The organism is Brevundimonas sp., assembly GCF_027487935.1.
In the GTDB taxonomy this organism is placed as follows: Bacteria; Pseudomonadota; Alphaproteobacteria; order Caulobacterales; family Caulobacteraceae; genus Brevundimonas.
The window spans coordinates 90,137-113,443 of the sequence record NZ_JAIYCP010000033.1 but is presented as its reverse complement, the minus strand read 5'-3'; the positions used below and the strand labels follow the sequence as shown (position 1 = coordinate 113,443).

Below are 23,307 nucleotides of genomic sequence, written 5' to 3'. Positions count from 1 at the left end.
CCAGCGACGATGGGGGTGGTGTCGAGCGAAGGAAGAAAACTCCCTCATCGTCCCTGCTCTCGCTTCGCTCGAGGACGGGACACTTCTCCCGCAAGCGGGAGAAGGCTTGAAACCCTCGCCGTCTTGCCGACGTATGTGGTCCCATGACCCATTTCTCCCGCCGTGCCCTTCTGACCACCGCCGGGGCATTCGCCGTGACGGCCTGCAGCCCTGGACCCGCCGGGGCCGACGAGCGGCAGTATGCCAATTCGCCGTTCCGGCGGATCACCGATGCGCAGTGGCGCGAGCGGCTGCCGCGGGCGGCCTATGATGTGCTGAGGCATGAGGCGACCGAGCGGCCGGGCAGCAGCCCGCTGAACAATGAGAACCGCACCGGGACCTTCTTCTGCCGGGGCTGTGACCTGCCGCTGTTCCGGTCGCAGTGGAAATACGATTCCGGCACCGGCTGGCCCAGTTTCTATGATGTGATCGCCGCCAATATCGGCACCAAGACCGACTTCGCCATCGGCTACCCGCGCACCGAATACCACTGCGCCCGATGCCTGGGGCATCAGGGGCATGTCTTCGATGACGGCCCGCGGCCGACGGGCAAACGCTATTGCAACAACGGCGTGGCCCTGATCTTCCGTCCGGCCTGATTTCGGGAGGCAGCCATGCTGGAATGGGTGTTGGCGGGTGCGATCGGGGCTGCCCAGCCGAGGCAGGATGCGGCCGATCTGACCACGCTCAAGACCTGCGTCGCCCATATGCTGGTCGTCGAGACGGCGGTCGAGGAGGGGCATTGGGCCGCCATTCCCGGCGCGCAACTGCCCCGCCCGGGATCGCGGTTCCGCACCATGGGGATGGTCCTGCTGCTGGACGCCTTTGCCAGGGCGGCGGAGGGTGCCGGCGTGGACGTGGCCGGCCTCGCGCCCGAGGTCGAGGCACTGGCGCAGCAGGCCCCGCGGGCGCAGTCAGCCGGGGATGTCGCCATGGCCCTGAAGCGCGAGGGTGACTGTTTCCGGATGGTGGGCGTCGAGGAGCCGGAAGACTAGGCGCGCCGGGCCTTGAGTGCGGACTCGACCGTAGTGCCGAACCAGATCGCCGCGATCAGGACCAGCAGGCCGTAGTCAGGACCGGGCCAGAACACCGGCACGGCGGCGGCGATGATGACCATCAGCGGAAACAGGGCCGCCCAGACGGCCGTGCCCGGGGCGTCGGGATGGATCAGCGGCGGGCGCGGGGTGATCTTCATCATCCGCAGCAGGATCGGGTTCAGCACCACGAAGCCGCCGGCGCAGAGAACCGCCACCAGCGGGTTGCGGATCAGGCCGACCGGCGGGCCGTGGACGGTGGCGGTGATCATGACGAGCAGCAGGGCGAAGCCGGTGGCGACGGCCAGCAGCAGATTGGGCTCGAGACGCTTCAAGACTTGACCTTCACATAGGACCCCGGGGCCGGCTCGATCGGCCGGAGCGGGCCGGTGTTCGGGTCGCGGGCGGGGATCCAGTCGCCGGACTTGCCGTGCAGCCAGTCGGCCCAGTGGTTCCACCAGCTGCCGGGGTGTTCGACCGCCTGCGCCTGCCATTCGCCGAGGGTCGCGGGCAGGGCGGGGTTGGTCCAGTGCTGGTATTTGTGCGCCGAGGGCGGATTGACCACTCCGGCGATATGGCCCGAACCCGCCAGGGTCAGGGTCACGGCTGCGTTCGAGAAGGCGCGGGCCGAGCGGTAGACCGAATTCATCGGCGCGATGTGATCCTCGCGGCTGGCCTGGAAATAGAGGGGGATGGTGACCTTCGAAAGGTCGACCTTGATCCCGCCGATGGTGAACTCGCCCCGCGCCAGTTTGTTCTGGCCGTACATGGAGCGGAGGTAGTCCATGTGCAGGGCCTTGGGCATGCGGGTCTGGTCGGCGTTCCAGAACAGCAGGTCGAAGGCCGGCGGCGACTTGCCCATCAGATAGTTGCTGACGAAGAACGACCAGATCAGGTCGTTGGCGCGCAGGGCGTTGAAGGTCTCGGCCATGGCGGCACCGGGCAGGACCCCGCCGGCGGCATCCATCTGTTCCTCTATCTGGGCCAGCCAGTGTTCGTCGGTGAACAGCAGCAGGTCGCCGGCCTCGGCGAAATCATGCTGGGCGGCGAAGAAGGTGTTGGCGGTGACGCGGGTGTCGCCCCGGGCGGCCATATGGGCCAGGGCCGCACCCATGAGGGTGCCGCCGATGCAGTAGCCGACGGTGTTGATGTGGTCGGCCTGCGACTGCTCCAGCGCCTTTTCGACGGCGCGATAGATGCCCTTTTCCAGATAGTCGTCGAAGCCGAAGCCGGCCTTGTCGACATCGGGATTGACCCAGGAGCAGACGAAGACGGTGAAGCCCTGCGCCGAGAGCCAGCGGATCATCGAGTTCTCGGGCTGCAGGTCCAGGATGTAGAATTTGTTGATCCAGGGCGGGAAGATCAGCAGCGGTATGGCGCGCTGTTTGTCAGTGGCCGCGTCGAACTGGATCAGCTCGAACAGCTCATCGCGCCAGACGACCTGGCCCGGGGCGGTGGCGACGTTCTCACCGACGACGAACTTTCCATAGTCGGCCTGGCTGATCTTCAGCTTGCCGGCGCCCCGCTCCATGTCGGCGGCGAAATTCTGCATCCCCTTGACCAGGGATTCGCCGTTCGACTCCGCGAGCGCCTTGAGGGCGGCGGGGTTGGAGGCGAGGAAGTTGGAGGGGGAGAAGGCGTCGGTCAGCAGTTTGGTGAAGAACTCCGCGCGGCGCTTGGTCAGGGGATCGACGTCCTCGACGCTGGAGACCAGGCCGTTCATCCAGTCGGAGGTGACCAGATAGGACTGGCGCATGACGTCGAAGGCGGGGTTTTCGGACCAGGCCGGGTCCTTGAAGCGTTTGTCCTTCGAAGGCGCAGCAGGCTGATCCTCACCCGCGGCGCGGCGGGTCGTGGAGGCCCAGAGGTCCATGTAGCGGTTGAACAGATCGGCCTGGGCGGCGAACAGCTTGTCCGGACGCGAGGCCAGGCTGGTCATGATCGAGTTCATGGCCGGGCCGACGTTGAACGGGTCGGGCGAAAGGGCAGCGGGGCGGTCGGCCTGGGCCAGGGCGGCCTCGGCGATGGCCGACTGGGCCGTCATCGCCGCCTTGGCCAGGTTCATCGACAGGGTTTCCAGCATCTGACGCGGGTCGGTGCCCGGGAAGGCGTCAGGGGCAAGGGCCGCGGCTTCCGGTGGTGGTGGTGCCGATTCCGGGGCCGGGTTGACCCGGGCGGCGCGGGGGCGGGGCGGCTTGACCGAGGTCGGACGGCCGGACTTGCGCGGCGCGCGGGGTGGAGCGTCCACGGTCGGTTGGGTCGGACGCTTGGCCATGGAGAGCTCCGGAGTTGGTCAGGATCGGTCGCAGGCGCCGCACGCGCCCTTCCGCCTGTCACGATCATCGCATAAGACAGCCCCTGAAATGAACGCATCGCGCCGGAAAATTGCAGCCGTCCTGTCCGCCGTTGCCGCGAGTGGTGGTCTGGTGGCCTGCGCGGGTGCGTTCGACCCCTCCACAGACGCCGGATCGCCCATTGCGCCGAGGGTTCAGGCCCTGGTCGACGCCAACCGCGCCTACCCCGGTTGGGCCGGGTTTCCGCGATCGACCGAACCCCTGGCCGAGCCGGCCAGGATCATGGCGCAGGTCAACACGCTGGGGGTCAACGGCCAGGCGCTGGCGGCGGACGTTTCGCGAATCGACTGGCAGACCACCGGCGACCCGGCGGAGTTTGTCGCGGCGGTCCAGGCACGGGTCGACGAAGTGCCGGTCGCGCCGGTGACAGCGGACACCCTCGCCGAGATCGAAGACTTCGTGCGCCGCTCGCGCGAGCGGGGACAGGCCCCGCCGCCGGTAGATCGCCGCTGACCCCCATCCAACGCTCGCCCGGACGTCAGAATCCGGGAACTATCGTCTCAGGAGACATGTTCATGGCCAATCCGGCCCCCTATCCGTCGACTCTGGCCGCTGACGCCGCCCGGGTGACCGAGCTGGCAGCCATCGCCAGCTATGCCGGCATCGGCCGTGGCGATGAAAAGGCGGCCGACCAACTGGCCGTCGACGCCATGCGAACGGCGCTCAACGCGCTGGATATCGACGGCAAGATCGTCATCGGCGAGGGCGAGCGCGATGAGGCGCCGATGCTCTACATCGGCGAGAAGGTCGGCACCGGCAAAGGCCCGGCGATCGACATCGCCCTCGACCCGCTGGAAGGCACGACCCTGACGGCCAAGGCCATGGCCAATGCGCTCTGCGTGCTGTCGATGTCGCCCGGCGGCGGCATGCTGCACGCGCCCGATACCTATATGGACAAGATCGCCATCGGCCCGGGTTTCGCGCCCGGCACCGTTGATCTGGACATGAAGCCCCAGGACAATGTCCGCTCGCTGGCGTCGGCCAAGGGCGTGAACCCGTCCGAGATCACCGTCTGCGTGATGGACCGGCCGCGGCACGCCGAGCTGATCGCCGCCCTGCGCGAGGTCGGGGCCAAGGTGTTGCTGATCACCGACGGTGATGTGGCGGGCGTGATCCACACCGCCGAGCCCGAGACCGGCATCGACCTGTATCTGGGTTCCGGCGGGGCGCCGGAAGGCGTGCTGGCAGCCTCGGCGCTCAAATGCGTCGGGGGCCATTTCCAGGGGCGGCTGATCTTCCGCAATGACGATGAGCGGGCCCGGGCGGCCCGGACGGGTGTCACCGATCTGGATCGCAAATACGACCTGCACGAACTGGTCTCCAAGGACGCCATCTTCGCCGCTACGGGTGTGACCAAGGGGGCCATGCTGGACGGGGTCAAGGTCGCCGCCGGCTTTGTCTCGACCCATACGCTGGTGATGGATTCCTCGACCCGGACCGTCCAGCGCATCCGTACCATCCGGCCGCTCTGATGGCGGACGGGGGCGGCGCGGCGGCGTTTCTGGGCGTCTCCCGCTCCCTGTCCGGCCGCGAATGGCGGCAGAGGCCCGCCGAGGCCGGGCTGATCCGGTCGCATATGCAGGGGCTCAATCTGGAAGAACCGCTGGCCCGGGCGCTGGCGGCGCGCGGGGTGCGGGCGGATCAGGGCGCGGACTTCCTGACACCGACGCTGAAGGCCCTGTTCCCTGACCCGTCCAGTTTCATGGACATGGACGCGGCGGCGGGGGCGATCCTCGACGCCCTGCAGGCGCAGGCTTCGATCCACGTCTTCGCCGACTATGATGTCGACGGAGCCTCGAGCGCCGCCCTGCTGGTGCGCTGGTTCCGGGCCATGGGGGCGACGCTGCCGATCTATGTGCCCGATCGGGTCACCGAGGGGTACGGACCCAGCGCACGGGCTTTCGACACCCTGAAGGCTTCGGGGGCCGATCTGGTCATCACCGTCGACTGCGGCGCAGCGGCCAATGAGGCCGTCGCCCATGCGGCGGCGATCGGGCTGAAGGTCGTGGTCATCGACCACCACATGATGCGCGAGCATCCGCCGGTCTGCGCCGCCGTGGTCAATCCGAACCGGCCGGGCTGTAACTCGGGGCAGGGGAACCTCGCCGCCGCGGGGGTCGTCTTCGTGCTGCTGGCCGCGCTGAACCGCGAGGCGCGGCGACGCGGGATGTTTGCGGACGTCAAGGAGCCGGACATCCGCCAGTGGCTGGATCTGGCGGCCATGGGCGCGATCTGCGACGTGACCGGACTGACCGGCTTCAACCGGGCCCTGACCAGTCTGGGGCTGCGGGTCATGTCGGACTGGGGCAATCCGGGACTGAGGGCCCTGCTGGCGGCGGCGGGGGCCGAGCCGGGTCCGGCCAAGTCGAACCATGCGGGCTTTATCCTCGGGCCCCGCATCAACGCCGGCGGGCGGATCGGCAAGTCGGACCTCGGTGCCCGGCTTTTGTCGACCGACGACCCGGTCGAGGCGGCGGCCCTGGCCCAGGAACTGGACGCCCTGAACATCGCCCGCCGCGAGGTCGAAAAACAGGTCACCGATCAGGCCACCCGGATGGTCGAGGCGACCGGTGCCCATGCTGACGGCTCGGCGGTCGTGGTGATCGCCGGCGACGAATGGCATCCCGGCGTGGTCGGCATCGTGGCCGGGCGGCTGCGCGAACGCTGGCGCAAGCCGGTGGTTGTGATCGGTGTCGATGCCGTGAACGGGCTCGGCAAGGGTTCGGGCCGGTCTCAGCCGGGCATGAATCTGGGCAAGGCGGTACAGGCCGCTTGGGAGCATGGCGTGCTGATCGCCGGGGGCGGCCACGCCATGGCGGCGGGGCTGACAGTCCGCGCTGACGACATCGACCGGCTGCGGGACTTCCTCAATGACCGGATGATCGGCGAACAGGCGGCGGCCGACGCGCTGGATCATGTCGAGATCGACGCCCTGATCGACCCCGGCGCGGCGACGCGGGCGCTGTTTGAACAGTTCGAGCAGCTGGCGCCGTTCGGTCCGGCCAATCCGGAGCCGCTGTTCGCGCTTGAGCATGTGCAGGCGCGCGAGGCGGTGGCCATGAACGGCGGCCATGTCCGCTGTCGACTGGTCGGGCCCGACGGGGCTTCGGTCAAGGCCATCGCCTGGCGCTGCGCCGACCTGCCCGGGGGGCAAGCCCTGCTGGCCGGACAGGGCGGTCTGAGCGTGGTCGGGCGGCTGAAGGCCGACGACTGGAACGGCCGCCGGGGTGTGCAGTTCGAGATCGAGGACCTGGCCGATCCGCGGATGGCGTGATCGTCACGACGGCAACCGCTTCATCCTGTCTGCTGCCGCGTCCGGCGACCCTCGATTTCCCGAAAAGAATGGGGCGGCGCAGGGTTGCACCGTCCGGAATCGGCGGCTATATCGCCCGCTCTCCGCGCAGTGGTCCCTTCGTCTATCGGTTAGGACGTCAGGTTTTCAACCTGAAGAGAGGGGTTCGACTCCCCTAGGGACTGCCACGCGGAGTCTTCCCCGGACATTGATGACTGTGTGTGACGTCGGGCGAGCGCGCCGGGTGTCGTGCGCGACCGTGCACCCGAGCCGACTGACGACGATCCGTCGGCCCGGCTTCGCTCATACCGGGTCGGGGCGCGTGCTGCCTTGACCGGACGCGGTATCCGCAGCGGTATCCGATTGTGAGGCCCTGACGGCATCGGCGTTGCGCGAGTTCCGTTCGGTGCCCTGACCCGCCCCCGAGCGCGGCATTGAAGTCCTGTTTTCCCTTTTTATGGCGAAACCGTCGTTTTTCGCTTTTCCGGGTTTCGCAGAACCGTGTTACCGTGTTAGGCAAGTTTCGCTCGCTCAGATTGCGGGCAGGGGGAAGGCAGTGTCGGACTACGAGGGCGTTGAGGCAGTCGCGACGGTAAGGATTGATGGCCGTGTGAAATGGTTCGATCCCGGCAAGGGATACGGGTTCATTGTGCCGGACGACCCGACCTTGACCGACATGAAGGATGTGCTCTTGCACATCTCCAGCCTGCGCGACGCCGGTGGTGTCGTTGTCGCTGAGGGTGCCCCGATCCGTTGCGACTGTGTCCGACGGCCCAAGGGCTGGCAGGTTACCGAGGTCCACGAACTCGGCGAAGGAGACCCCGAGCAGGTCGTCGCCCCGCGTCGCAACGGCTATGAGGGGCTGAGGGAGACGGCCGGGCACGGCCTGGCATCCCCGGGACTTTCGTCCGGCGCGCCGATGGAGGCCGCGGTCGTCAAATGGTTCAATCGGACCAAGGGCTACGGTTTCGTGGTGCGCGACGGCGAACCAGGGGATATCTTCGTCCATGTCGAGACGTTGCGCCGGTGCGGGCTGGATGACCTGTTACCCGGCGAGACCGTCGCGGTGCGGTTCGCCGAGGGTCCGAAGGGCCTGGTGGTCGCGGAAATCAGACCGGGCGGATGAACAATCCGTCCCCGTGAGGGCAGGTTGGCAATGTTGAACCGTCGTGGACTTCTGGGGGCCCTGTCTGGCCTGGTGCTGCTGTCGGCCTGTGCCGGGGCGGGTGCGCCGCGCGATGCCAAGGGTGACCCGCTCGAGCCACTGACCGTGACCACCGCCAGCGGCGAGCACCGGTTCATGGTCGAAATCGCCGATGATGATGCAGAACGCCAGCGCGGTCTTATGGAACGCGAACCCCTGGCCGACGACCGCGGCATGCTGTTCCAGTTCCCCGACGTGGCCGAGCGTGGCTTCTGGATGCGCAACACGCCCAGCCCGCTGGACATCATCTACATCGACCCGCGCGGTCGGATCGTCTCGATCGCGAAGAATGCGACGCCGAATTCCGACGCGGTCATTCCATCGAACGGGCCCGCCAGCGGGGTGCTGGAGCTGCGCGCCGGCCGTGCCGATGAGATCGGGGCCCGGCCCGGTGACAAGGTCAGCCACCCCTTCTTCGCCGAATAGTCAAACGCTGCGTTGCGGCGCGGCGCCGAGTGTGTCAAATCCCGCCGCCGGAGTGTAGCGCAGCCTGGTAGCGCATCTGGTTTGGGACCAGAGGGTCGGAGGTTCGAATCCTCTCACTCCGACCAATTCACCTCCTAGACCACGGTCCCGAACAGGCGACCTATTCCGGCTGTGGCGGCCAGGGCGACGACGCCCCAGAAGGCCACCCTGAGCACCGAGCGCGGCACATCGGCACCGCCTGCGATCGCGCCGAGTGCACCGAGCCCCATCAAGCCTGCCAGGGCGACGGCACTGACCCAGATCATCAGTCCATTCAGGGGCGCCAGCAGGGCGACGATCAGAGGCGGAGCGGCACCGGCCGCAAAGGTCAGGGCGGACGTCAGGGCAGCCTGTACCGGCCGGGCCGTCGAGACGTCCGAAATGCCGAGTTCATCGCGGGCGTGGGCACCCAGGGCGTCCCGGGCCATCAGCTGTTCGGCGACCTGCCGCGACAGGGCCGGTTCGACGCCCCGGGCGGTGTAGATGGCCGCGAGCTCGATGACCTCGGCCTCGGGATCGGCGGCGAGTTCGGCCGTCTCGCGGGCGAGGTCGGCCTTCTCCGTATCGGCCTGGGAGCTGACCGAGACGTATTCGCCCGCCGCCATCGACATGGCACCGGCGACCAGTCCGGCGACGCCGGCGATCAGCACGCCGCTGCGCGAGGCCTCGGCGGCGGCCACGCCGACCACCAGGCTGGCGGTCGAGACGAGGCCGTCATTGGCCCCGAGCACAGCGGCGCGCAGCCAGCCGATGCGGGCGACGAGATGACGTTCAGGGTGACGTTCAAGACGGCTCATCGTCGATCTCCTGCCCACGGTCGACGTGCCGGCGACACAGCCGGGCTCAGCGGACGAAAGGGATCATCCGCCGCAAGGTTCCGTCTTTCAGACCATAGTGGTGCAACAGGGCGGCGGCGGCATGAAGGCCGATCAGCCAGTAGCCGGCCACACCGAGGGTGACGTGCAATCCCTCGACCTGCCCGGCGAGTGCCTTGTTCGGGGCCACGAGGGCCGGCAGGCTGAGACCGAAGAAGGGAGTATCCTTGCCGTCGGCGCTGAGGGCCGCCCAGCCCAGTATGGGCATGAAGATCATGAGGCCGTAGAGCGCCAGATGCCCGGCGGCCGCCGGCCAGCGGGTCCAGCCTGGTTCCCGGGCCAGAAGCGGTATGCGCCAGCGGGCCAGCAGTCGCGCCCACACGAGGCCGAAAGCCGAAAGTCCCAGCATGAAATGCCAGGTCTTCAGCCCCTCGCGGATGCCGGTCCCACGCGGATAGTATTCCCGAAGCTCGATACAGGCGTAGACGGCCGCCAGAAGGACGAGCATCAGCCAGTGCAGGGCGATCGAGACGCGACTGTAGTGCGGGTGCCCTGCAGCAACGGGCAGGATGGCGATCATCAGTGAGGTCCCGGATCAGAGTGGTCGGGACAGTGCGCCTGATCATGCCGACCCGGCTTGCGCGAGCGCAATCGCCGGCAAGACGTGCTGCAGGCTGCAAGGGGGGTGCTGGACCGCGCCCCGGGCACGCGGTATCTGGACGCGACGCGGCTCCGCCCGCCATCGTCACGAGGATCGTCCATGCTCGCCCGCATCTATCGCCCCGCCAAGACCGCGATGCAGTCCGGCAAGGCCTCGTCCAGAGGCTGGCGGCTGGAGTTCGAGCCGGCTTCGGCGCGCACCATCGACCCGCTGATGGGCTGGACCAGTTCCAGCGACATGAACGGCCAGGTGCGGCTGAGCTTCGACTCAGCCGAGGAGGCCGTGGCCTATGCCGAGCGCCATGGCATCCCGTTCCGTCTGCACGAGCCGCAGGACCCGCCTCTGATCCTCAAGGCCTATGCGGATAATTTCGCAACGGGCCGAAAGGTCTCCTGGACCCATTGAGGTCTGTTTGCCCCCGCCGCGCGTGCCGGCCAAAGGGCGCCCATAGCTCAACCGGATAGAGCACCCGCCTTCTAAGCGGGATGTTGCAGGTTCGAGTCCTGCTGGGCGCGCCAGGCGGCAATACAGCCTTCGAGAGCGGTGATCCGATCGTCCGGATCTTCAAGGTCCAACAGGCCCACGGCCGCGGCCGGTGGCGAGGGCGATCCGGCGTGTGCGTTCGGTTCGAACGGGCATGCGCGCCGGCGTGGAGGGTTGCGGTTCAGCCGGCAAGGGCCTCTAAAGCAGGTGGGGCGCAAGGTCTGACAAATCTGGGCGGGACGCGGATGCAGGTGCAATCGACGGGGAGACGGACGCTCGGCGGCGTCGCGAGCACACTGGCGATGGTTCTGGCCCTGGCGGTAGCCGCATGTGGAGGCGGGGATCGCCCCGACGAAACCGTCGATCGGGTTGAGCCGCCCGCCGTAGGCCAGACTGCGGCCCCTGATTTTGCGAGTCCGACCCTCGCGGCCATCAAGCAAAGCGGGCGTTTGAACTGTGGCGTACACGAGGGGCTGGTCGGCTTCGCCTATACGGACAATCGCGGCGATTGGCGCGGCTTTGATGCCGACTTCTGCCGCGCCCTTGCGGCGGCGGTGCTGGGTGATGCCGATGCCGTCCGGTTCGTGCCCCTGACCAGCAGCCAGCGGTTCGAGGCCCTGCGCAGTGGCCGGGTCGACGTCCTGTGGCGCTCGACCTCCTGGATCCTGTCGCGCGAGGCACGGGAGGGGGTGCAGTTTGCCGGGGTGAACTATTATGACGGCCAGGGCTTTCTGGTGCGCCGTGCCCTGGACCTCGCCAGCGGGGCCGAGCTGAACGGGGCGCGGGTGTGCGTGCAACGCGCCTCGACCACGGAGTTGAATGTCGCTGACTGGTTCCGTGCCCGAGCCCTGCGATACACGCCGGTGGTCGCTGCCAATGAGGAGGCGGCGCGCGCGGCCTATGCGCGGGAGGATTGCGACGCCCTGAGCGCTGACATCTCTGCCCTGGCGGCTGCGCGGACGACCATGGCCAACCCGGAGCAACATGTCATTCTGCCCGATGTCATCTCCAAGGAGCCGCTCGGGCCGGCGGTGAAGCGCGGCGATGAGGTCTGGACCTCGATCGTGCGCTGGACGCTGAACGCCCTGATCCTGGCCGAGGAACTGGGGGTGACCCGTCAGAATGCGGGGCAGATGGCCGAGGACTCGCCCAATCCGGCCGTTCGTCGCCTGCTCGGCGTCGAGGGGGATGTCGGACCCATGCTCGGTCTGCGCAGGGACTGGGCGAAAACGGCGATTGAGGCCGAGGGAAACTACGGTGAAATCTTCGCGCGAAACCTCGGGACGGATTCCTCGCTCGACCTGGCCCGTGGGCTTAACGCACAATGGAACGCAAGACCGGCAGGGCTGATCTATGCCCTGCCGATTCGATAGGACGCCGGGACAGGCGGCAGGGGGACCATATGGAAACGACCAAACGTGGCGGGATACCGCTGTATCTGTGGATGCTGCTGGGCTTTGCCGTCGGCATGGGCGGGGGGCTCTACGTCAACATCATGGGCCTCGAGGTCCTTCCGTGGGTGATGGACATCATCAAGTCCGTGGGCCAGATATTCCTGCGCCTGCTGTTCATGCTGGTTCTGCCGTTGCTGTTCGCGGCGCTGGCCGTCGGCGTGGCCGAGATGGGCGATCTGAAGTCGCTGGGACGCGTGGGCTTCAAGACCCTGGTGTTCACCATCATCGTCTCGGCCATCGCGGTCGGCATCGGCCTCGGCATGGTCAACTATTTCCGCCCCGGTGACGGCGTCGATCCGGTCCTGGCGCAGCAGCTGCTGGCCCAGGGGGCCGAGGGGGCCGCGACCATTGTCGGCAATGCGCCCAAATCGATCGAGGCGGGCCAGTTCTTCCTCGACATGATCCCGTCCAATGTCGTCACCGCCGCGGCCGAGAACCAGATCCTGCCGGTGATGGTGTTCGCCCTGATCTTCGGCATCGGCATGGTCATGGCCAAGTCGCCGGCCACGGATGCGCTTCAGCAGACGCTGCAGGGCCTGTTCGAGGTCATGATGAAGCTGATCAATCTGGTCATCAAACTGGCGCCGATCGCGATTGCGGCCCTGATGTTCAATCTCTCGGCCGTGTTCGGCTGGGACCTGCTGGTCAGGCTGGGGGCCTATGCGGGCGTGGCCGTGGGCGCGATGGCGATCCACATGTTCATCGTCTATCCGCTGCTGGTCTGGATCCTGGGCGGGATGAACCCACTGAAATTCGCCAGCGGTGTCCGGGAGCCCTTCGTGGTGGCCTTCTCGACCGCCTCGTCGAACGCCACCCTGCCGATCGCCATCAAGGCGGCGGAAGAGAAGCTGAAACTGCCGAAGCGGATCTCCCGCTTCGTGCTGACCGTGGGGGCCACGGCCAACCAGAACGGCACCGCACTGTTCGAAGGTGTCACGGTCCTGTTCCTGGCCCAGTTCTTCGGCATCGACCTGAACCTGCAGCAGCAGCTGGTGGTCATGCTGGTCTGTATCCTCGGCGGCATCGGTACGGCCGGTGTGCCGGCGGGATCGCTGCCGGTCATCGCCCTGATCCTCGTGATGGTCGGGGTACCGGCGGAGGGAATCGGCCTGATCCTCGGCGTCGACCGCTTCCTCGACATGTGCCGGACCACGTTGAACGTCACCGGCGATCTGGTGGCGGCGACGGTGGTGTCGCGCGGCGAGACCGATGCGGTTGTGCCGGACGACCTGAAGCTGCCGGACGTCGCGCCGGCGAACTAGGAAGCGGCGAAACGGGCCGCAGCTTCGCTGCGCGCCCGCGAGTCCACGTCCATGTTCGCCAGCATGGCGGTAAGGAAGCGCTTCTCATCCTCTACCGAGGAGAAGAAGCGCTTGGGCATGTAAAAGGGCCAGGCGTCGGCAATGACGACCCAATAGGGACCTATGGGGAAAAGGTCGCTGACGGCTGACCAGGGTGCCCGTGACTCGACTGATCCGGTCAGACTCCGGAAGCCGTCGGGCATGACCTCGAAACGGTTCACCACCGGATTTCGGAGTCCACGTCCGGCCAGCTCGCGTCGGGCTATGCGAATTGCAAAGGCCCGACCGAGTCTGCTGCTGACCATTGCGGCAAGCGTTGCCGCGATGATGATGGCCGGCAGGAAAAGCCATCCCGGCCAGCCAAACGCGTTCTGCAGCCCAGTGTACACAAGCGACAGCGACAGCATGATCAAGACCGTAAGCACGACCGATAGGATCATCGGCTTGGGATGGCCATTGATCCGCGATGTCGCCTTGGCCGCGTCGCTGGCGGCTTCGCCAATCGCGATTTCACCTTCGATGTGCATGACGCCTCCTTGAACAGGCGAACAGGCCTATCGTGTTTCGACCCCGGTGTCCGCCCGTCCGCCCCATTCGGCCCAGCTGCCGTCATAGAGACGGGACGGCTTGCCCAGTACGGCGAGCCCGAGACTGAGGATGGCGGCGGTGACGCCGGAACCGCAGGTGGTCACCACGGGTCGGTCCAGGTCGACCCCGGCCGCGCGAAAGGCCTGCGCCAGGGCCTCGCCCTGTTTCATCGTGCCGTCGGGGTTCAGGACCTCGGGGAAGGGCAGGTTGAGGGCCCCGGGCATGTGGCCGGACCGCAGACCGGCGCGCGGCTCGGGCGCGCGGCCGTCGAACCGGTCCGCGGCGCGGGCGTCCAGCACCTGTTCACCGGCCGCAAGGGCGGCACGGACGGCGTCGAGGTCGGCGACCCCCTCCGGTTGCGCCGACGGGATAAAGGTTCGGGCAAGGGGCGGTTGCGCCGGGCCGGACTCGACCGGACGCCCCTCCGCCCGCCATTTCGGCAGGCCGCCGTCGAGGACGCGCACGTCCCGCACGCCCATGGCGCGGAGCATCCACCAGACCCGGGCCGAGGACCGGATGCCGACGGTGTCATAGACGACGATACTGTCATCAACGGCGATACCCAGCCTGCCCATGCGCGTCGCGAAGGCATCGGGCGACGGCAGCATGTGCGGCAAGTGGCTCTTCTGGTCCGAGGAGGCTTCCAGATCGAAGAAGACTGCGCCAGACAGGCGTTCGGCCTCGAAATCCGGCCGGCCGTCGCGGCCGTCCAGATGCCAGCTGGCATCGAGGAGCCGGAGGGCCGGATCGCCGAGGCGGGCGGCGAGTTCCGTGGTCGAGATCAAGGGGGCGATGTCGGTCATGGTTCAATCTAGCATACCGGGCGGAGGAAGCCTGAGACTGGTGCTGGGTGACCAGCTGTCCGACGGGCTGTCGGCCCTGCGGGGTCTCGATGCCTCGACCGACGTCGTGCTGATGGCCGAGGTGTGGGACGAGGCCACCTATGTGAAGCACCACAAGCAGAAGATCGCCCTGATCTTCGCGGCCATGCGCCGGTTTGCAGCGCGGCTGGAGAGGCGGGGCGTGGCGGTCCGCTATGTGCGGATCGATGAGCCGGGGAATACGGGCGCGATCGCGGGGGAGTTGGAGCGGGCCCTGTCATCGCAGACATTCAGCGGCGTGGTGATGACGGAATGCGGCGAGTGGCGGCTGGCCGAGGCCCTGTCCGCCTTCGCCAATTCGACCAGTATTCCGGTCGAAACACGCCCGGATGACCGGTTCATCTGTTCGCTGGACCGGTTCAGGCGCTGGGCCGTCGACAAGAAGACGCTGACCATGGAGTTCTTCTATCGCGAGATGCGGCGCGAGACCGGGCTGCTGATGGACGGCAAGGAGCCGGTCGGCGGACAGTGGAATTTCGACAAGGACAATCGCGCCGGCCTGCCGCGAGGGGTCACGCCGCCGCCGCGATTGCGGACGACCCCCGATGCGATGACGCGGGAGGCGATGGCGGATGTCGACCGGCTGTTCGGCGACCATTTCGGCACCCTTGAGGGCTTCGGCTGGCCCACCACGGCGGAAGAGGCGGAGGCGGCGCTGGCGGCGTTTCTGGCCGATATTCTGCCGTCGTTCGGGACCTGGCAGGACGCCATGGCATCAGGCCAGCCGTGGATGTGGCACGGACTGGTGTCGACCTCGCTCAATCTGGGCCTGCTCGACCCTCTGGAGGTCTGCCGGCGCGCGGAGGCGGAGTATCGCGCCGGCCGGGCCCCCCTGAATGCCGTGGAGGGGTTCATCCGCCAGATCCTCGGGTGGCGCGAGTTCGTGCGCGGCATCTACTGGCTGAAGATGCCGGAGTATGGCGCGCGGAATGCCCTGGACGCCGATCGGAGCCTTCCGGAGTTCTACTGGTCCGGCGAGACCGGCATGGCCTGTGTGGCGGATGCGGTGCGCACGACGCGCGACCATGCCTATGCCCATCACATCCAGAGACTGATGGTCACGGGCAATCTGGCCATGCTGCTGGGTGTCCATCCGGATGCCGTGGATGACTGGTATCTGGCCGTCTATGCCGACGCCTATGAGTGGGTCGAGATGCCGAACACGCGGGGCATGGCGACCTTCGCCGACGGCGGCATCATGGGCACCAAGCCCTATGCCGCCTCAGGGGCCTATATCAACCGGATGAGCAACTACTGCGCCGGTTGCCGGTATGACGTGAAGCTGAAGAGCGGCGAGGGGGCATGCCCGTTCAACCGGCTGTACTGGGGCTTTCTGGAGCGGAACCGGGCCCGGCTGGGCGGCAATGTGCGACTGGCCATGCCCTATCGGACACTGGACGGCTGGGACGCAGCGCGGCGACAGGCGATGGTCGATGAGGCCGAGGCCTGCCGCGAGGCGCTGGGTGCCGTCAGGCCCGTGTGAGCGCCAGCTGGATCACATCCGTCCGGGCCGAGCGGAAGCCGGCCTCGCAATAGGCCAGGTAGAAGCGCCACAGGCGGCGGAACCGCTCGTCGAAGCCGCCCATTCGCCGGATGTCGCTCCAGGCCGCCTGGAAGCGTTCGTCCCAGAGCTTCAGCGTGTCGGCATAGTCCTGGCCGAACCGTTCGACCGTGTCCCAGCGCAGGCCGGCCTGTTCGACCACGGGCTGGAGCCGGCCTTCGGACGGCAGCATGCCGCCGGGGAAGATGTATTTCTGGATGAAGTCCGTGCGGGCGTTGTACTCCTCGAACAGGGCATCCTGGATGGTGATGATCTGCAGGCCTGCCCGGCCGCCGGGCTTGAGAACGGCGGTGATCTTCTCGAAATAGGCCGACCAGTATTCCTTGCCCACGGCCTCGAACATCTCGATCGAGACGACCCGGTCGAAACGACCCTCGACATCGCGATAGTCGACCATCTGGATGGACGTCATGTCCGACAGGCCGGCGTTGAACAGTCGCTGGCTGGCCAGATCGTGCTGTTCCCGGGAGATGGTGATGCCGGTGACATGGGCGCCGACGACCCGCGCGGCATAGTCGGCAAACCCGCCCCAGCCACAGCCGATCTCGAGCACCTTGTGGCCGCGTTCAAGCCCGATCAGGCGGGCGAGGGCAGCATATTTGGCGGTCTGGGCATCCTCAAGGGACTGGTCCGGCGTGGCGAACCGAGCCGAGGAATAGGTCATCGTCGTATCCAGCCAGGCCCGGTAGAAGCCATTGCCCAGATCGTAGTGGGCGTGGATGTTCTTTTTCGAACCGGTCCGGCTGTTGCGGTTGAGTTTGTGAGACAGCCAGTTGAACGCCTGCATCACGGCATTGCCGTCGAACAGCCGGCGGATGTGGTCGTAGTTGTTGGCCAGGGTCTCGAGCAGCACGGCCAGATGGGGGCTGTCCCACTCGCCGGCGATATAGCCTTCGGCATAGCCGATATCGCCATTTGCGAGCACACGCCGGGCGAAACGATAGTCGATCACATTCATCACCGCATTCGGCCCGGGCGTCCGGCCTTCAAGCTGGTGCACCTCGCCATTGGGCAGGGTCAGGGTCAGCCGCCCCCAGGTCCAGTTGGCGCTCAGAAGACGCAGCAGGAGGGCGAACACCGGCGGCGTTCGCGCGGCGGCAGGACTTTCAACGGTTACAGAACTCATGTCCCGAACCCTGCGGGCGAACCGGCGATGCCGTCAATCCTCTGCGGCCGCGCGGCTGCCGACGACGGTCTTGAGGGCTTCAAGGGCCCGCTCCCGCGCCACGGTATGGTCGACCAGGGGCCGTGGATAGTCGCGACCCAGCCGGACGCCGGCGAAATCCAGCACACCGACAGGCGCTGTCCACGGGGCATGAAGCCACCGATCCGGCAATTTGCGGAGCTCCGGAACCCAGCGGCGGACATAGCGACCGTCTGCATCGAATTTCTGACCCTGTGTGACGGGATTGAAGATGCGGAAATACGGGGCAGCATCGGCTCCGGATCCAGCGACCCACTGCCAATTCTGCAGATTCGACGCCAGATCGGCATCGACCAGCGTATCCCGGAACCATCGCTCGCCTTCGCGCCAGTCGATCAGCAGGTGTTTGACCAGGAAGGAGGCCACGATCATCCGCACCCGATTGTGCATGAAGCCGGTCGTCCAGAGCTCACGCATGCCGGCGTCCACGACGGGATAGCCGGTGCGGCCGCGCTGCCACGCCTTGAGCCCGGCGGGGTCATCACGCCAGGGCATGGCGTCATATTCGGGCCGGAAGGCCGTGTCGGTGATCTGCGGGAAGGCGTGCAGCAGATGGGCCGAGAACTCCCGCCAGCCGATCTCGGCGACGAATTTGTCGACCTCTGCGGCCGGGACGCGACCCTCGGCGGCTGCGGCCCGGGCCGCCCCGATCGCGCGCCAGGGGCTGATCTCGCCGAAATGCAGATGGGGCGAAAGGCGACTGGTGGCCGGTTCGGCGGGAATGTCGCGGCCGAGGCTGTAGGACTTCAGCCCCCGTGACACAAAGGCCGCCAGGGCGGCCTCGGCCCCGGCTTCCCCCGGCGTCCAGTCGAAGCCACCGGACCAGTCCGGTCGGGCAGGATGCAGCCCCCAGCTATGGATGTCGTCGAAAGCGAGCCCTGTCGGAGTCGTCAGCTTATCGGGCGCGAGGGTGGGGAGCGGTGCGACCGCGGTCGCCAGAAGGGCCCGGTGGAAGGGGGTGAAAACCTTGTAGGGCTGGCCCGAGCCGTTGAGCACCGAACCCGGTCGCGCCATCAGGGTGCCGTTCCAGCCCTTGCAAAGGATGCCCTCGGCCTGAAGGCCTTGGGCGATGTCGGCGTCGCGGGCGAAGGCCTCGGGCTCGAAGCGGCGGTTCAGGAAGACGGTGCTGGCCCCGGCCTCACGAATCAGTCGTCGCAGTTCGGCCTCGCTGTCGCCACGTCGCAGGATCAAGCGCGAGCCCAGTTCCCGCAGCGAGGCGTCGAGAGCGCGCAGGGACTTGTCCAGCCACCAACGGGACGCCCCGCCCGTCGAAGCGGCTGCACCCGGGTCGAGGATGTAGACGGGGATGACCGGGCGGCCGGTCTCGACAGCGTGGGTCAGGGCCGGATTGTCCGCCAGTCGCAAATCCCGGCGGAACCAAAGGATTATCGGGGAGTCGTCGGCCTTGGTGGTCATGCGGTCGGGCTCCGTGATAGCTTGCGAACCTCGTCGTCCGACGCCACCTGATCGCCGCATGAGTGCGGCATTGACCGCGCATAGCCAAGCCGCAAATCCGGGAATTCCGCCTTGTCCAAGCCGAACGCTGTTATCGATATCTCGCAGGGCCTGAAGCGGCCGGTCTCCATCGGTGGCGGCCAGCGGATCGTCTTCATCGCCGGCCCGTGCCAGCTGGAGAGCCGCCAGCACGCGCTGGAAATGGCCCATGCCTTGAAGGAGATCGGTGAGCGGCTGAACGTCGGCGTCATCTACAAGACCAGTTTCGACAAGGCCAACCGCACCTCCGCGACGGCCGCGCGCGGCTTCGGTCTGGAAGGCTCCCTGCCCATCTTCGCCGAGATTCGCGAGGTTACAGGCCTGCCGGTCCTGACCGACGTTCACACCGAGGAACATTGCCGCATCGCCGCCGAGGCGGTGGATGTGCTGCAGATCCCGGCCTTCCTGAGCCGTCAGACCGACCTGTTGCTGGCCGCCGCCGCGACGGGCAAGGCGATCAACATCAAGAAGGGCCAGTTCCTGGCCCCTTGGGACATGAAGAACGTCATCGCCAAGGTGGTCGGGGCGGGCAATCCGAATGTCATGGCCTGCGAGCGCGGGGCCAGCTTCGGCTACAATACCCTGGTGTCGGACATGCGGGCCCTGCCGATCCTGCGCGAGATCGGCTGCCCTGTGGTGTTCGACGCGACTCACTCGGTCCAGCAGCCGGGCGGGCAGGGGACGTCCTCGGGCGGGCAGCGGGAGTTTGTGCCGGTGCTGGCGCGCGCCGCCGTGGCGGTGGGCGTGGACGCCGTCTTCATGGAAACCCACCAGGACCCCGACAATGCGCCGTCGGACGGGCCGAACATGGTACCGCTTGACCAGTTCGAGGCGCTGGCAGCCGATTTGATCGCCTATGACGACCTGACCAAGGCGCGGATGGCGAAAGCGGCCTGAATCCGATAGGCCAAGCAGATGGCTGAACGGACCCTCGATCTCGGACAACTGCAGGCGCTGCTGGAGCGGCTGCGTGGGCTGAAGGTCGCCTGCGTCGGCGACCTGATGCTGGACCGCTATGTCTATGGCGAGGTCAGCCGGATCTCGCCGGAAGCGCCGATCCCGATCCTTCGCACGCGCCGGATGACGGCCATGCCGGGCGGGGTCGGCAATGTGGCCCGCAATGTCGCGGCCCTGGGCGGCGTGGCACGGCTGGGGGCCGTGGCCGGTCAGGACGCGGCCGGTGACGAGCTGGCGGAGCTGATTGCAGCCGAACCGGGCATTGAGGATGTGATCGAGCGTCGCGCCGGGGTCGCCACCATCGTCAAGACGCGCTTCGTGGCCGCGGGGCAGCAGCTGCTGCGGCTCGACGATGAGGCTGCGGCCCTGTTAGGCAAGGAAAGCGACGCCTTTACAGGGGCTTCTGTCTATCTGCTGTCGGACTATGCCAAGGGTGTGGTCAGCGATGCGGTGATCGCCCAGGCTCTGGCTGCGGCGCAAAAAGCCGGTGCGCCGGTCGTGGTCGACCCCAAGGGTCGGGACTTCGCCCGCTATGGTGCGGTTGATCTGATCAAGCCCAATGCCAGTGAACTGGCCGGGGCGACGGGCCTGCCGGTCGAGACGGATGCGGAGGTCGAGACGGCGCTGGCGGCCCTGCTCGATGCCACGACGGTCAAGGCGGTGGTGGTCACGCGGGCGGGCAAGGGTATGAGCCTGATGCGGCGCGGCGGTCCGGTGCGCCATTTCCCCGGCCGCGCCCGGGAAGTGTTTGACGTCTCGGGGGCCGGTGACACCGGCCTGGCGGCCCTGGGGCTGGCGCTGGGGGCTGGTGCCTCGCTGGAGACGGCCGTCGAATTCGCCATCCTCGCCTCGGGTGTGGTGGTCGGAAAGGCGGGCACGGCTGTGGTCAGCCCGGCGGAGCTGATCGACGCCGAAATGAGCCAGCACGCCGCGGGCGCCCACGCCAAGGTCATGCCGCTGGAGGAGTTGGCGCAGGTGGTCGAGGGCTGGAAACGGCAGGGGCTGAGGGTCGGCTTCACCAACGGCTGTTTCGACATCCTGCACCGGGGCCACGTCGCCTATCTGGCCCAGGCGCGCGGCTGGTGCGACCGGCTGGTGGTGGCGCTGAATACGGACGCCTCGGTACGGCGGCTGAAGGGCGAGGGCCGGCCGATCAACGACCTCGACAGCCGGGCCGTGGTCATCGGCGGGCTGCAGTCGGTGGACCGGGTGACGGCCTTTGACGATCCCACGCCCCTGGCCCTGATCGAGCGGCTGCGGCCCGATGTGCTGATCAAGGGGGCGGACTACAGCCGCGAGGCCGTGGTCGGTGGCGACCTGGTCGAGAGCTGGGGCGGGGAGGTCAGGCTGGCCAGGTTCGAGGACGGCTATTCGACGACGAAGACGATCGGGAAGATGAAGGACGAAACATGAGCCGGCGCATGATCGTGGTCACCGGCGGTGCGGGCTTCATCGGCTCCAACATCGTCGCCCGTCTGTGTGCCGAGGACCGGCGCGACGTAATCGTCTGTGACCGGCTGGAGGAGGCGTCCCTGGGCAAGTGGCGGAATATCGCCAAACACCCGATCGCCGACTTCTGGCAGCCGGAGGAACTGTTCGACCAGTTGGAGCGCCATGCGGAATCGATTGAGGCCGTGGTGCATATGGGGGCGATCTCCTCGACCACCGAGGCGGACGCCGACCTGATCCTGCGGACCAATTTCAGCCTGTCGCGGGACATCTGGGACTGGTGCGCCCTGCGGGATGCGCGGCTGATCTACGCCTCATCGGCGGCGACCTACGGCGACGGCGAGGCCGGGTTCGAGGACGATGACAGCCTTGAGGCATTGAGCGCACTTCGTCCGCTAAATGCCTATGGTTATTCGAAAATGCTGTTTGATCAGTATGCGGCACGGCAGTCGGATCGTGGCCAGTCGCCGAGCCAGTGGGCCGGGCTGAAATTCTTCAACGTCTACGGCCCGAACGAGGGCCACAAGGGCGGAATGAAGTCGGTCGTGGCCCAGATCTGGCCCAAGGTTGCGGCCGACGAACCGGTCACGCTGTTCCGGTCGCACAACCCGGCCTATGCCGACGGCGGCCAGATGCGCGACTTCGTCTTTGTCGAGGATGTGGTCGATATCGTCGAATGGCTGCTCGATGCGCCGCATGTCTCCGGCGTGTTCAATGCGGGTTCGGGACAGGCGCGGTCCTTCCTCGACCTCGCCCATGCGACCTTCGCCGCTGCGGGCAAGACGCCCCGGGTCGACTATGTCGACACCCCGGAGAGCATCCGCGACAAATACCAGTATTTCACCGAGGCGAGGATGGAGCGGCTTCGGGCCGCAGGCTTCGAGGGCCAGTCGACGCCGCTGGAAGAGGGGGTCCGGCGTTATGTGCAGAGCTTCCTCGCAAAGACGGATCCCTATCGATGAAGCCCGGCCGGATGAGCCTGCGCCAGTGGGCCGGCTGGACCGGCCTTGGCATCGTGCTTCTGCTGGCCACGGCCCTGGCGATCTGGCGGGGTGACATTCTTCGGGCCGGTCTGGACCCACAGGTGCCGTTCCAGACCTATACGCCGCCGCCGGCCCCCGACTATGCCCGGCCGACGGCCTGGGCGCTGTGGGATGAGCGCGGGGCGGATTCGGGCCCGGCGTCGATCTTCTTCGTCCATTCGACCACCTTTGACGGCGGCCGCGAGTGGAATGGCCCCATCGGCGATCGCGCCGCCGACGCCTGGCTGCGGCGGGTAGTGCTGCCCAACTATGCCGGCCCATTTTCGCGGGCCGGTGCGATCAGCGCCCCGCGCTATCGCCAGAGCAGCCTCTACACCCGGCTGACGCTACGCGAGGATGCGCGCGAGGCGCGGGCCTTTGCCTGGCGCGACATCGCCGCGGCCTTCGATGTCTGGATCAAGCAACATCCGGACGGCCCCATTGTGCTGGCCGGCGTGGAGCAGGGGGGCGATCTGGTCGAGCGTCTGGTGCGCGAGCGGGTGGCCCGCGACCCGGCCCTGCGCGCCCGGCTGGTGGCGGTCTATCTGGTGGATGTCGTGGCCGCCGTGGATTCCTTGACGGCCGAGGTTCCGGCCTGCGCCAGCCGCGCCCAGGTCGGCTGTATCGTCGCCTGGTCGCCGGTCAGCGAGGGCAATGACGGGGCCGGGCAACGGCGGCTGAGGCGGGCCCTGGTCTGGGACGCCCGGGGCCGGCTGGTCGATCTCGCGGGCCGGGAGGCCCTGTGCGTCAACCCGGTGACCGGTTCGACCGACACCGCCCCGGTCGAGGCGCGCCTGCATCAGGGGGCGACCAATGCCACCGGCCTCGAATGGGGTGTTCGCCCGGCCCTGATGGCCCGCGAAATCGCCACCCAGTGCCGCGGCGGCCTGCTGCGCCATACCGAGCTGAAGACCGAGTCCTTCCGCGAGACCGGCAACTGGGCCGACCGCAGAAAGTCACGGCCCTACAATCTATTTTATGGTGATATTGAAGCAGATGTTCAGGCGCGGATGGCGGTCTGGCGGGGACGGACCACGCGCTAGGCGCTG

At 67.4% G+C, this 23,307-nt stretch carries 23 protein-coding genes and 3 tRNA genes; 18 read left to right on the top strand and 8 right to left on the bottom strand.

Annotated features, from left to right (window positions below):
• Positions 1 to 143: 143 nt before the first annotated feature.
• Positions 144 to 638 (top strand): peptide-methionine (R)-S-oxide reductase MsrB, encoded by a 495-nt coding sequence (msrB, locus tag Q0053_RS12590; protein ID WP_298100675.1) that lies wholly within the window; start codon positions 144 to 146, stop codon positions 636 to 638.
• 15 nt (positions 639 to 653) lie between these two features.
• Positions 654 to 1,034: a hypothetical protein gene (locus tag Q0053_RS12585; RefSeq protein ID WP_298100673.1), complete on the top strand. Its 381-nt coding sequence runs from the start codon at positions 654 to 656 to the stop codon at positions 1,032 to 1,034.
• On the opposite strand, the gene Q0053_RS12580 is transcribed toward Q0053_RS12585, so the two are convergent.
• Complete coding sequence (locus Q0053_RS12580; protein WP_298100671.1) at positions 1,031 to 1,408, bottom strand: hypothetical protein; 378 nt, start codon at positions 1,406 to 1,408, stop codon at positions 1,031 to 1,033. The genes Q0053_RS12585 and Q0053_RS12580 overlap by 4 nt on opposite strands.
• On the bottom strand, positions 1,405 to 3,348 hold the full coding sequence (gene phaC, locus Q0053_RS12575; RefSeq protein WP_298100669.1) for a class I poly(R)-hydroxyalkanoic acid synthase: 1,944 nt from the start codon (positions 3,346 to 3,348) through the stop codon (positions 1,405 to 1,407). The genes Q0053_RS12580 and phaC overlap by 4 nt, the downstream gene beginning before the upstream one ends.
• Before the next feature lie 88 nt (positions 3,349 to 3,436).
• Here phaC and Q0053_RS12570 point away from each other — a divergent pair, with 88 nt between their 5' ends.
• The 7 genes from Q0053_RS12570 (at position 3,437) to Q0053_RS12540 (ending at position 8,474) form a co-directional block, all read left to right on the top strand.
• The gene (locus Q0053_RS12570; RefSeq protein ID WP_298100667.1) at positions 3,437 to 3,880 is read left to right on the top strand and encodes a hypothetical protein; all 444 of its coding nucleotides are present in this window, start codon (positions 3,437 to 3,439) and stop codon (positions 3,878 to 3,880) included.
• Between the two features lie 62 nt (positions 3,881 to 3,942).
• Positions 3,943 to 4,899 (top strand): class II fructose-bisphosphatase, encoded by a 957-nt coding sequence (glpX, locus tag Q0053_RS12565; protein WP_298100666.1) that lies wholly within the window; start codon positions 3,943 to 3,945, stop codon positions 4,897 to 4,899.
• Positions 4,899 to 6,701 carry a single-stranded-DNA-specific exonuclease RecJ gene (gene recJ, locus Q0053_RS12560; RefSeq protein WP_298100664.1) on the top strand — a complete coding sequence of 601 codons (1,803 nt, stop codon included), beginning with the start codon at positions 4,899 to 4,901 and terminating at the stop codon, positions 6,699 to 6,701. The genes glpX and recJ overlap by 1 nt, the downstream gene beginning before the upstream one ends.
• 131 nt (positions 6,702 to 6,832) lie before the next feature.
• Positions 6,833 to 6,907: transfer RNA gene (locus Q0053_RS12555), tRNA-Glu, on the top strand.
• 368 nt (positions 6,908 to 7,275) lie between these two features.
• On the top strand, positions 7,276 to 7,845 hold the full coding sequence (locus tag Q0053_RS12550; RefSeq protein WP_298100662.1) for a cold-shock protein: 570 nt from the start codon (positions 7,276 to 7,278) through the stop codon (positions 7,843 to 7,845).
• Positions 7,846 to 7,875: 30 nt separating this feature from the next.
• Entirely contained in the window at positions 7,876 to 8,349 is a 474-nt protein-coding gene (locus Q0053_RS12545; RefSeq protein ID WP_298100659.1) for a DUF192 domain-containing protein, read from the top strand.
• A gap of 48 nt (positions 8,350 to 8,397) precedes the next feature.
• Positions 8,398 to 8,474, top strand: a tRNA-Pro gene (locus tag Q0053_RS12540).
• Positions 8,475 to 8,483: 9 nt separating this feature from the next.
• On the opposite strand, the gene Q0053_RS12535 is transcribed toward Q0053_RS12540, so the two are convergent.
• Positions 8,484 to 9,185, bottom strand: a complete 702-nt coding sequence (locus Q0053_RS12535; RefSeq protein WP_298100657.1) for a VIT family protein — start codon at positions 9,183 to 9,185, stop codon at positions 8,484 to 8,486.
• A 46-nt stretch (positions 9,186 to 9,231) separates the two neighbouring features.
• Positions 9,232 to 9,783 carry a cytochrome b gene (locus Q0053_RS12530; RefSeq protein ID WP_298100655.1) on the bottom strand — a complete coding sequence of 184 codons (552 nt, stop codon included), beginning with the start codon at positions 9,781 to 9,783 and terminating at the stop codon, positions 9,232 to 9,234.
• Between the two features lie 180 nt (positions 9,784 to 9,963).
• On the opposite strand from Q0053_RS12530, the gene Q0053_RS12525 reads away from it, so the two are divergent.
• From Q0053_RS12525 to Q0053_RS12510, 4 genes are all read left to right on the top strand, one after another.
• A complete protein-coding gene (locus tag Q0053_RS12525) occupies positions 9,964 to 10,269 on the top strand; it encodes an ETC complex I subunit (protein ID WP_298100653.1) in 306 nt (101 codons plus the stop codon).
• 36 nt (positions 10,270 to 10,305) lie between these two features.
• Positions 10,306 to 10,382: transfer RNA gene (locus Q0053_RS12520), tRNA-Arg, on the top strand.
• Between the two features lie 414 nt (positions 10,383 to 10,796).
• On the top strand, positions 10,797 to 11,720 hold the full coding sequence (locus tag Q0053_RS12515) for an amino acid ABC transporter substrate-binding protein (protein WP_298100652.1): 924 nt from the start codon (positions 10,797 to 10,799) through the stop codon (positions 11,718 to 11,720).
• Between the two features lie 29 nt (positions 11,721 to 11,749).
• On the top strand, positions 11,750 to 13,063 hold the full coding sequence (locus tag Q0053_RS12510; protein WP_298100650.1) for a dicarboxylate/amino acid:cation symporter: 1,314 nt from the start codon (positions 11,750 to 11,752) through the stop codon (positions 13,061 to 13,063).
• Here the strand turns inward: Q0053_RS12510 and Q0053_RS12505 are convergent.
• On the bottom strand, positions 13,060 to 13,629 hold the full coding sequence (locus tag Q0053_RS12505) for a YcxB family protein (RefSeq protein ID WP_298100648.1): 570 nt from the start codon (positions 13,627 to 13,629) through the stop codon (positions 13,060 to 13,062). The two genes, Q0053_RS12510 and Q0053_RS12505, sit on opposite strands and share 4 nt — an antisense overlap.
• 27 nt (positions 13,630 to 13,656) lie before the next feature.
• A complete protein-coding gene (locus Q0053_RS12500; RefSeq protein WP_298100646.1) occupies positions 13,657 to 14,493 on the bottom strand; it encodes a sulfurtransferase in 837 nt (278 codons plus the stop codon).
• On the opposite strand from Q0053_RS12500, the gene Q0053_RS12495 reads away from it, so the two are divergent.
• Positions 14,492 to 16,054, top strand: a complete 1,563-nt coding sequence (locus tag Q0053_RS12495) for a cryptochrome/photolyase family protein (protein WP_298100645.1) — start codon at positions 14,492 to 14,494, stop codon at positions 16,052 to 16,054. The genes Q0053_RS12500 and Q0053_RS12495 overlap by 2 nt on opposite strands.
• Here Q0053_RS12495 and Q0053_RS12490 read toward each other — a convergent pair.
• Together Q0053_RS12490 and Q0053_RS12485 are read right to left on the bottom strand one after the other, a co-directional pair.
• Positions 16,041 to 17,258, bottom strand: coding sequence for a cyclopropane-fatty-acyl-phospholipid synthase family protein (locus Q0053_RS12490; RefSeq protein WP_298100643.1), 1,218 nt, complete (start codon positions 17,256 to 17,258; stop codon positions 16,041 to 16,043). The two genes, Q0053_RS12495 and Q0053_RS12490, sit on opposite strands and share 14 nt — an antisense overlap.
• A 33-nt stretch (positions 17,259 to 17,291) precedes the next feature.
• Positions 17,292 to 18,752 (bottom strand): deoxyribodipyrimidine photo-lyase, encoded by a 1,461-nt coding sequence (locus Q0053_RS12485; protein ID WP_298100641.1) that lies wholly within the window; start codon positions 18,750 to 18,752, stop codon positions 17,292 to 17,294.
• Between the two features lie 111 nt (positions 18,753 to 18,863).
• Between Q0053_RS12485 and kdsA the strand changes: the two genes are divergently transcribed.
• The 4 genes from kdsA to Q0053_RS12465 are packed head-to-tail and all read left to right on the top strand — an operon-like array spanning position 18,864 to position 23,301.
• Entirely contained in the window at positions 18,864 to 19,727 is an 864-nt protein-coding gene (gene kdsA, locus Q0053_RS12480) for a 3-deoxy-8-phosphooctulonate synthase (RefSeq protein ID WP_298100639.1), read from the top strand.
• Positions 19,728 to 19,745: 18 nt separating this feature from the next.
• A complete protein-coding gene (rfaE2, locus tag Q0053_RS12475) occupies positions 19,746 to 21,200 on the top strand; it encodes a D-glycero-beta-D-manno-heptose 1-phosphate adenylyltransferase (RefSeq protein ID WP_298100637.1) in 1,455 nt (484 codons plus the stop codon).
• The gene (gene rfaD / locus Q0053_RS12470) at positions 21,197 to 22,198 is read left to right on the top strand and encodes an ADP-glyceromanno-heptose 6-epimerase (RefSeq protein WP_298100635.1); all 1,002 of its coding nucleotides are present in this window, start codon (positions 21,197 to 21,199) and stop codon (positions 22,196 to 22,198) included. The genes rfaE2 and rfaD overlap by 4 nt, the downstream gene beginning before the upstream one ends.
• On the top strand, positions 22,195 to 23,301 hold the full coding sequence (locus Q0053_RS12465; RefSeq protein WP_298100633.1) for a DUF3089 domain-containing protein: 1,107 nt from the start codon (positions 22,195 to 22,197) through the stop codon (positions 23,299 to 23,301). The genes rfaD and Q0053_RS12465 overlap by 4 nt, the downstream gene beginning before the upstream one ends.
• The last annotated feature ends 6 nt before the right edge of the window (positions 23,302 to 23,307 follow it).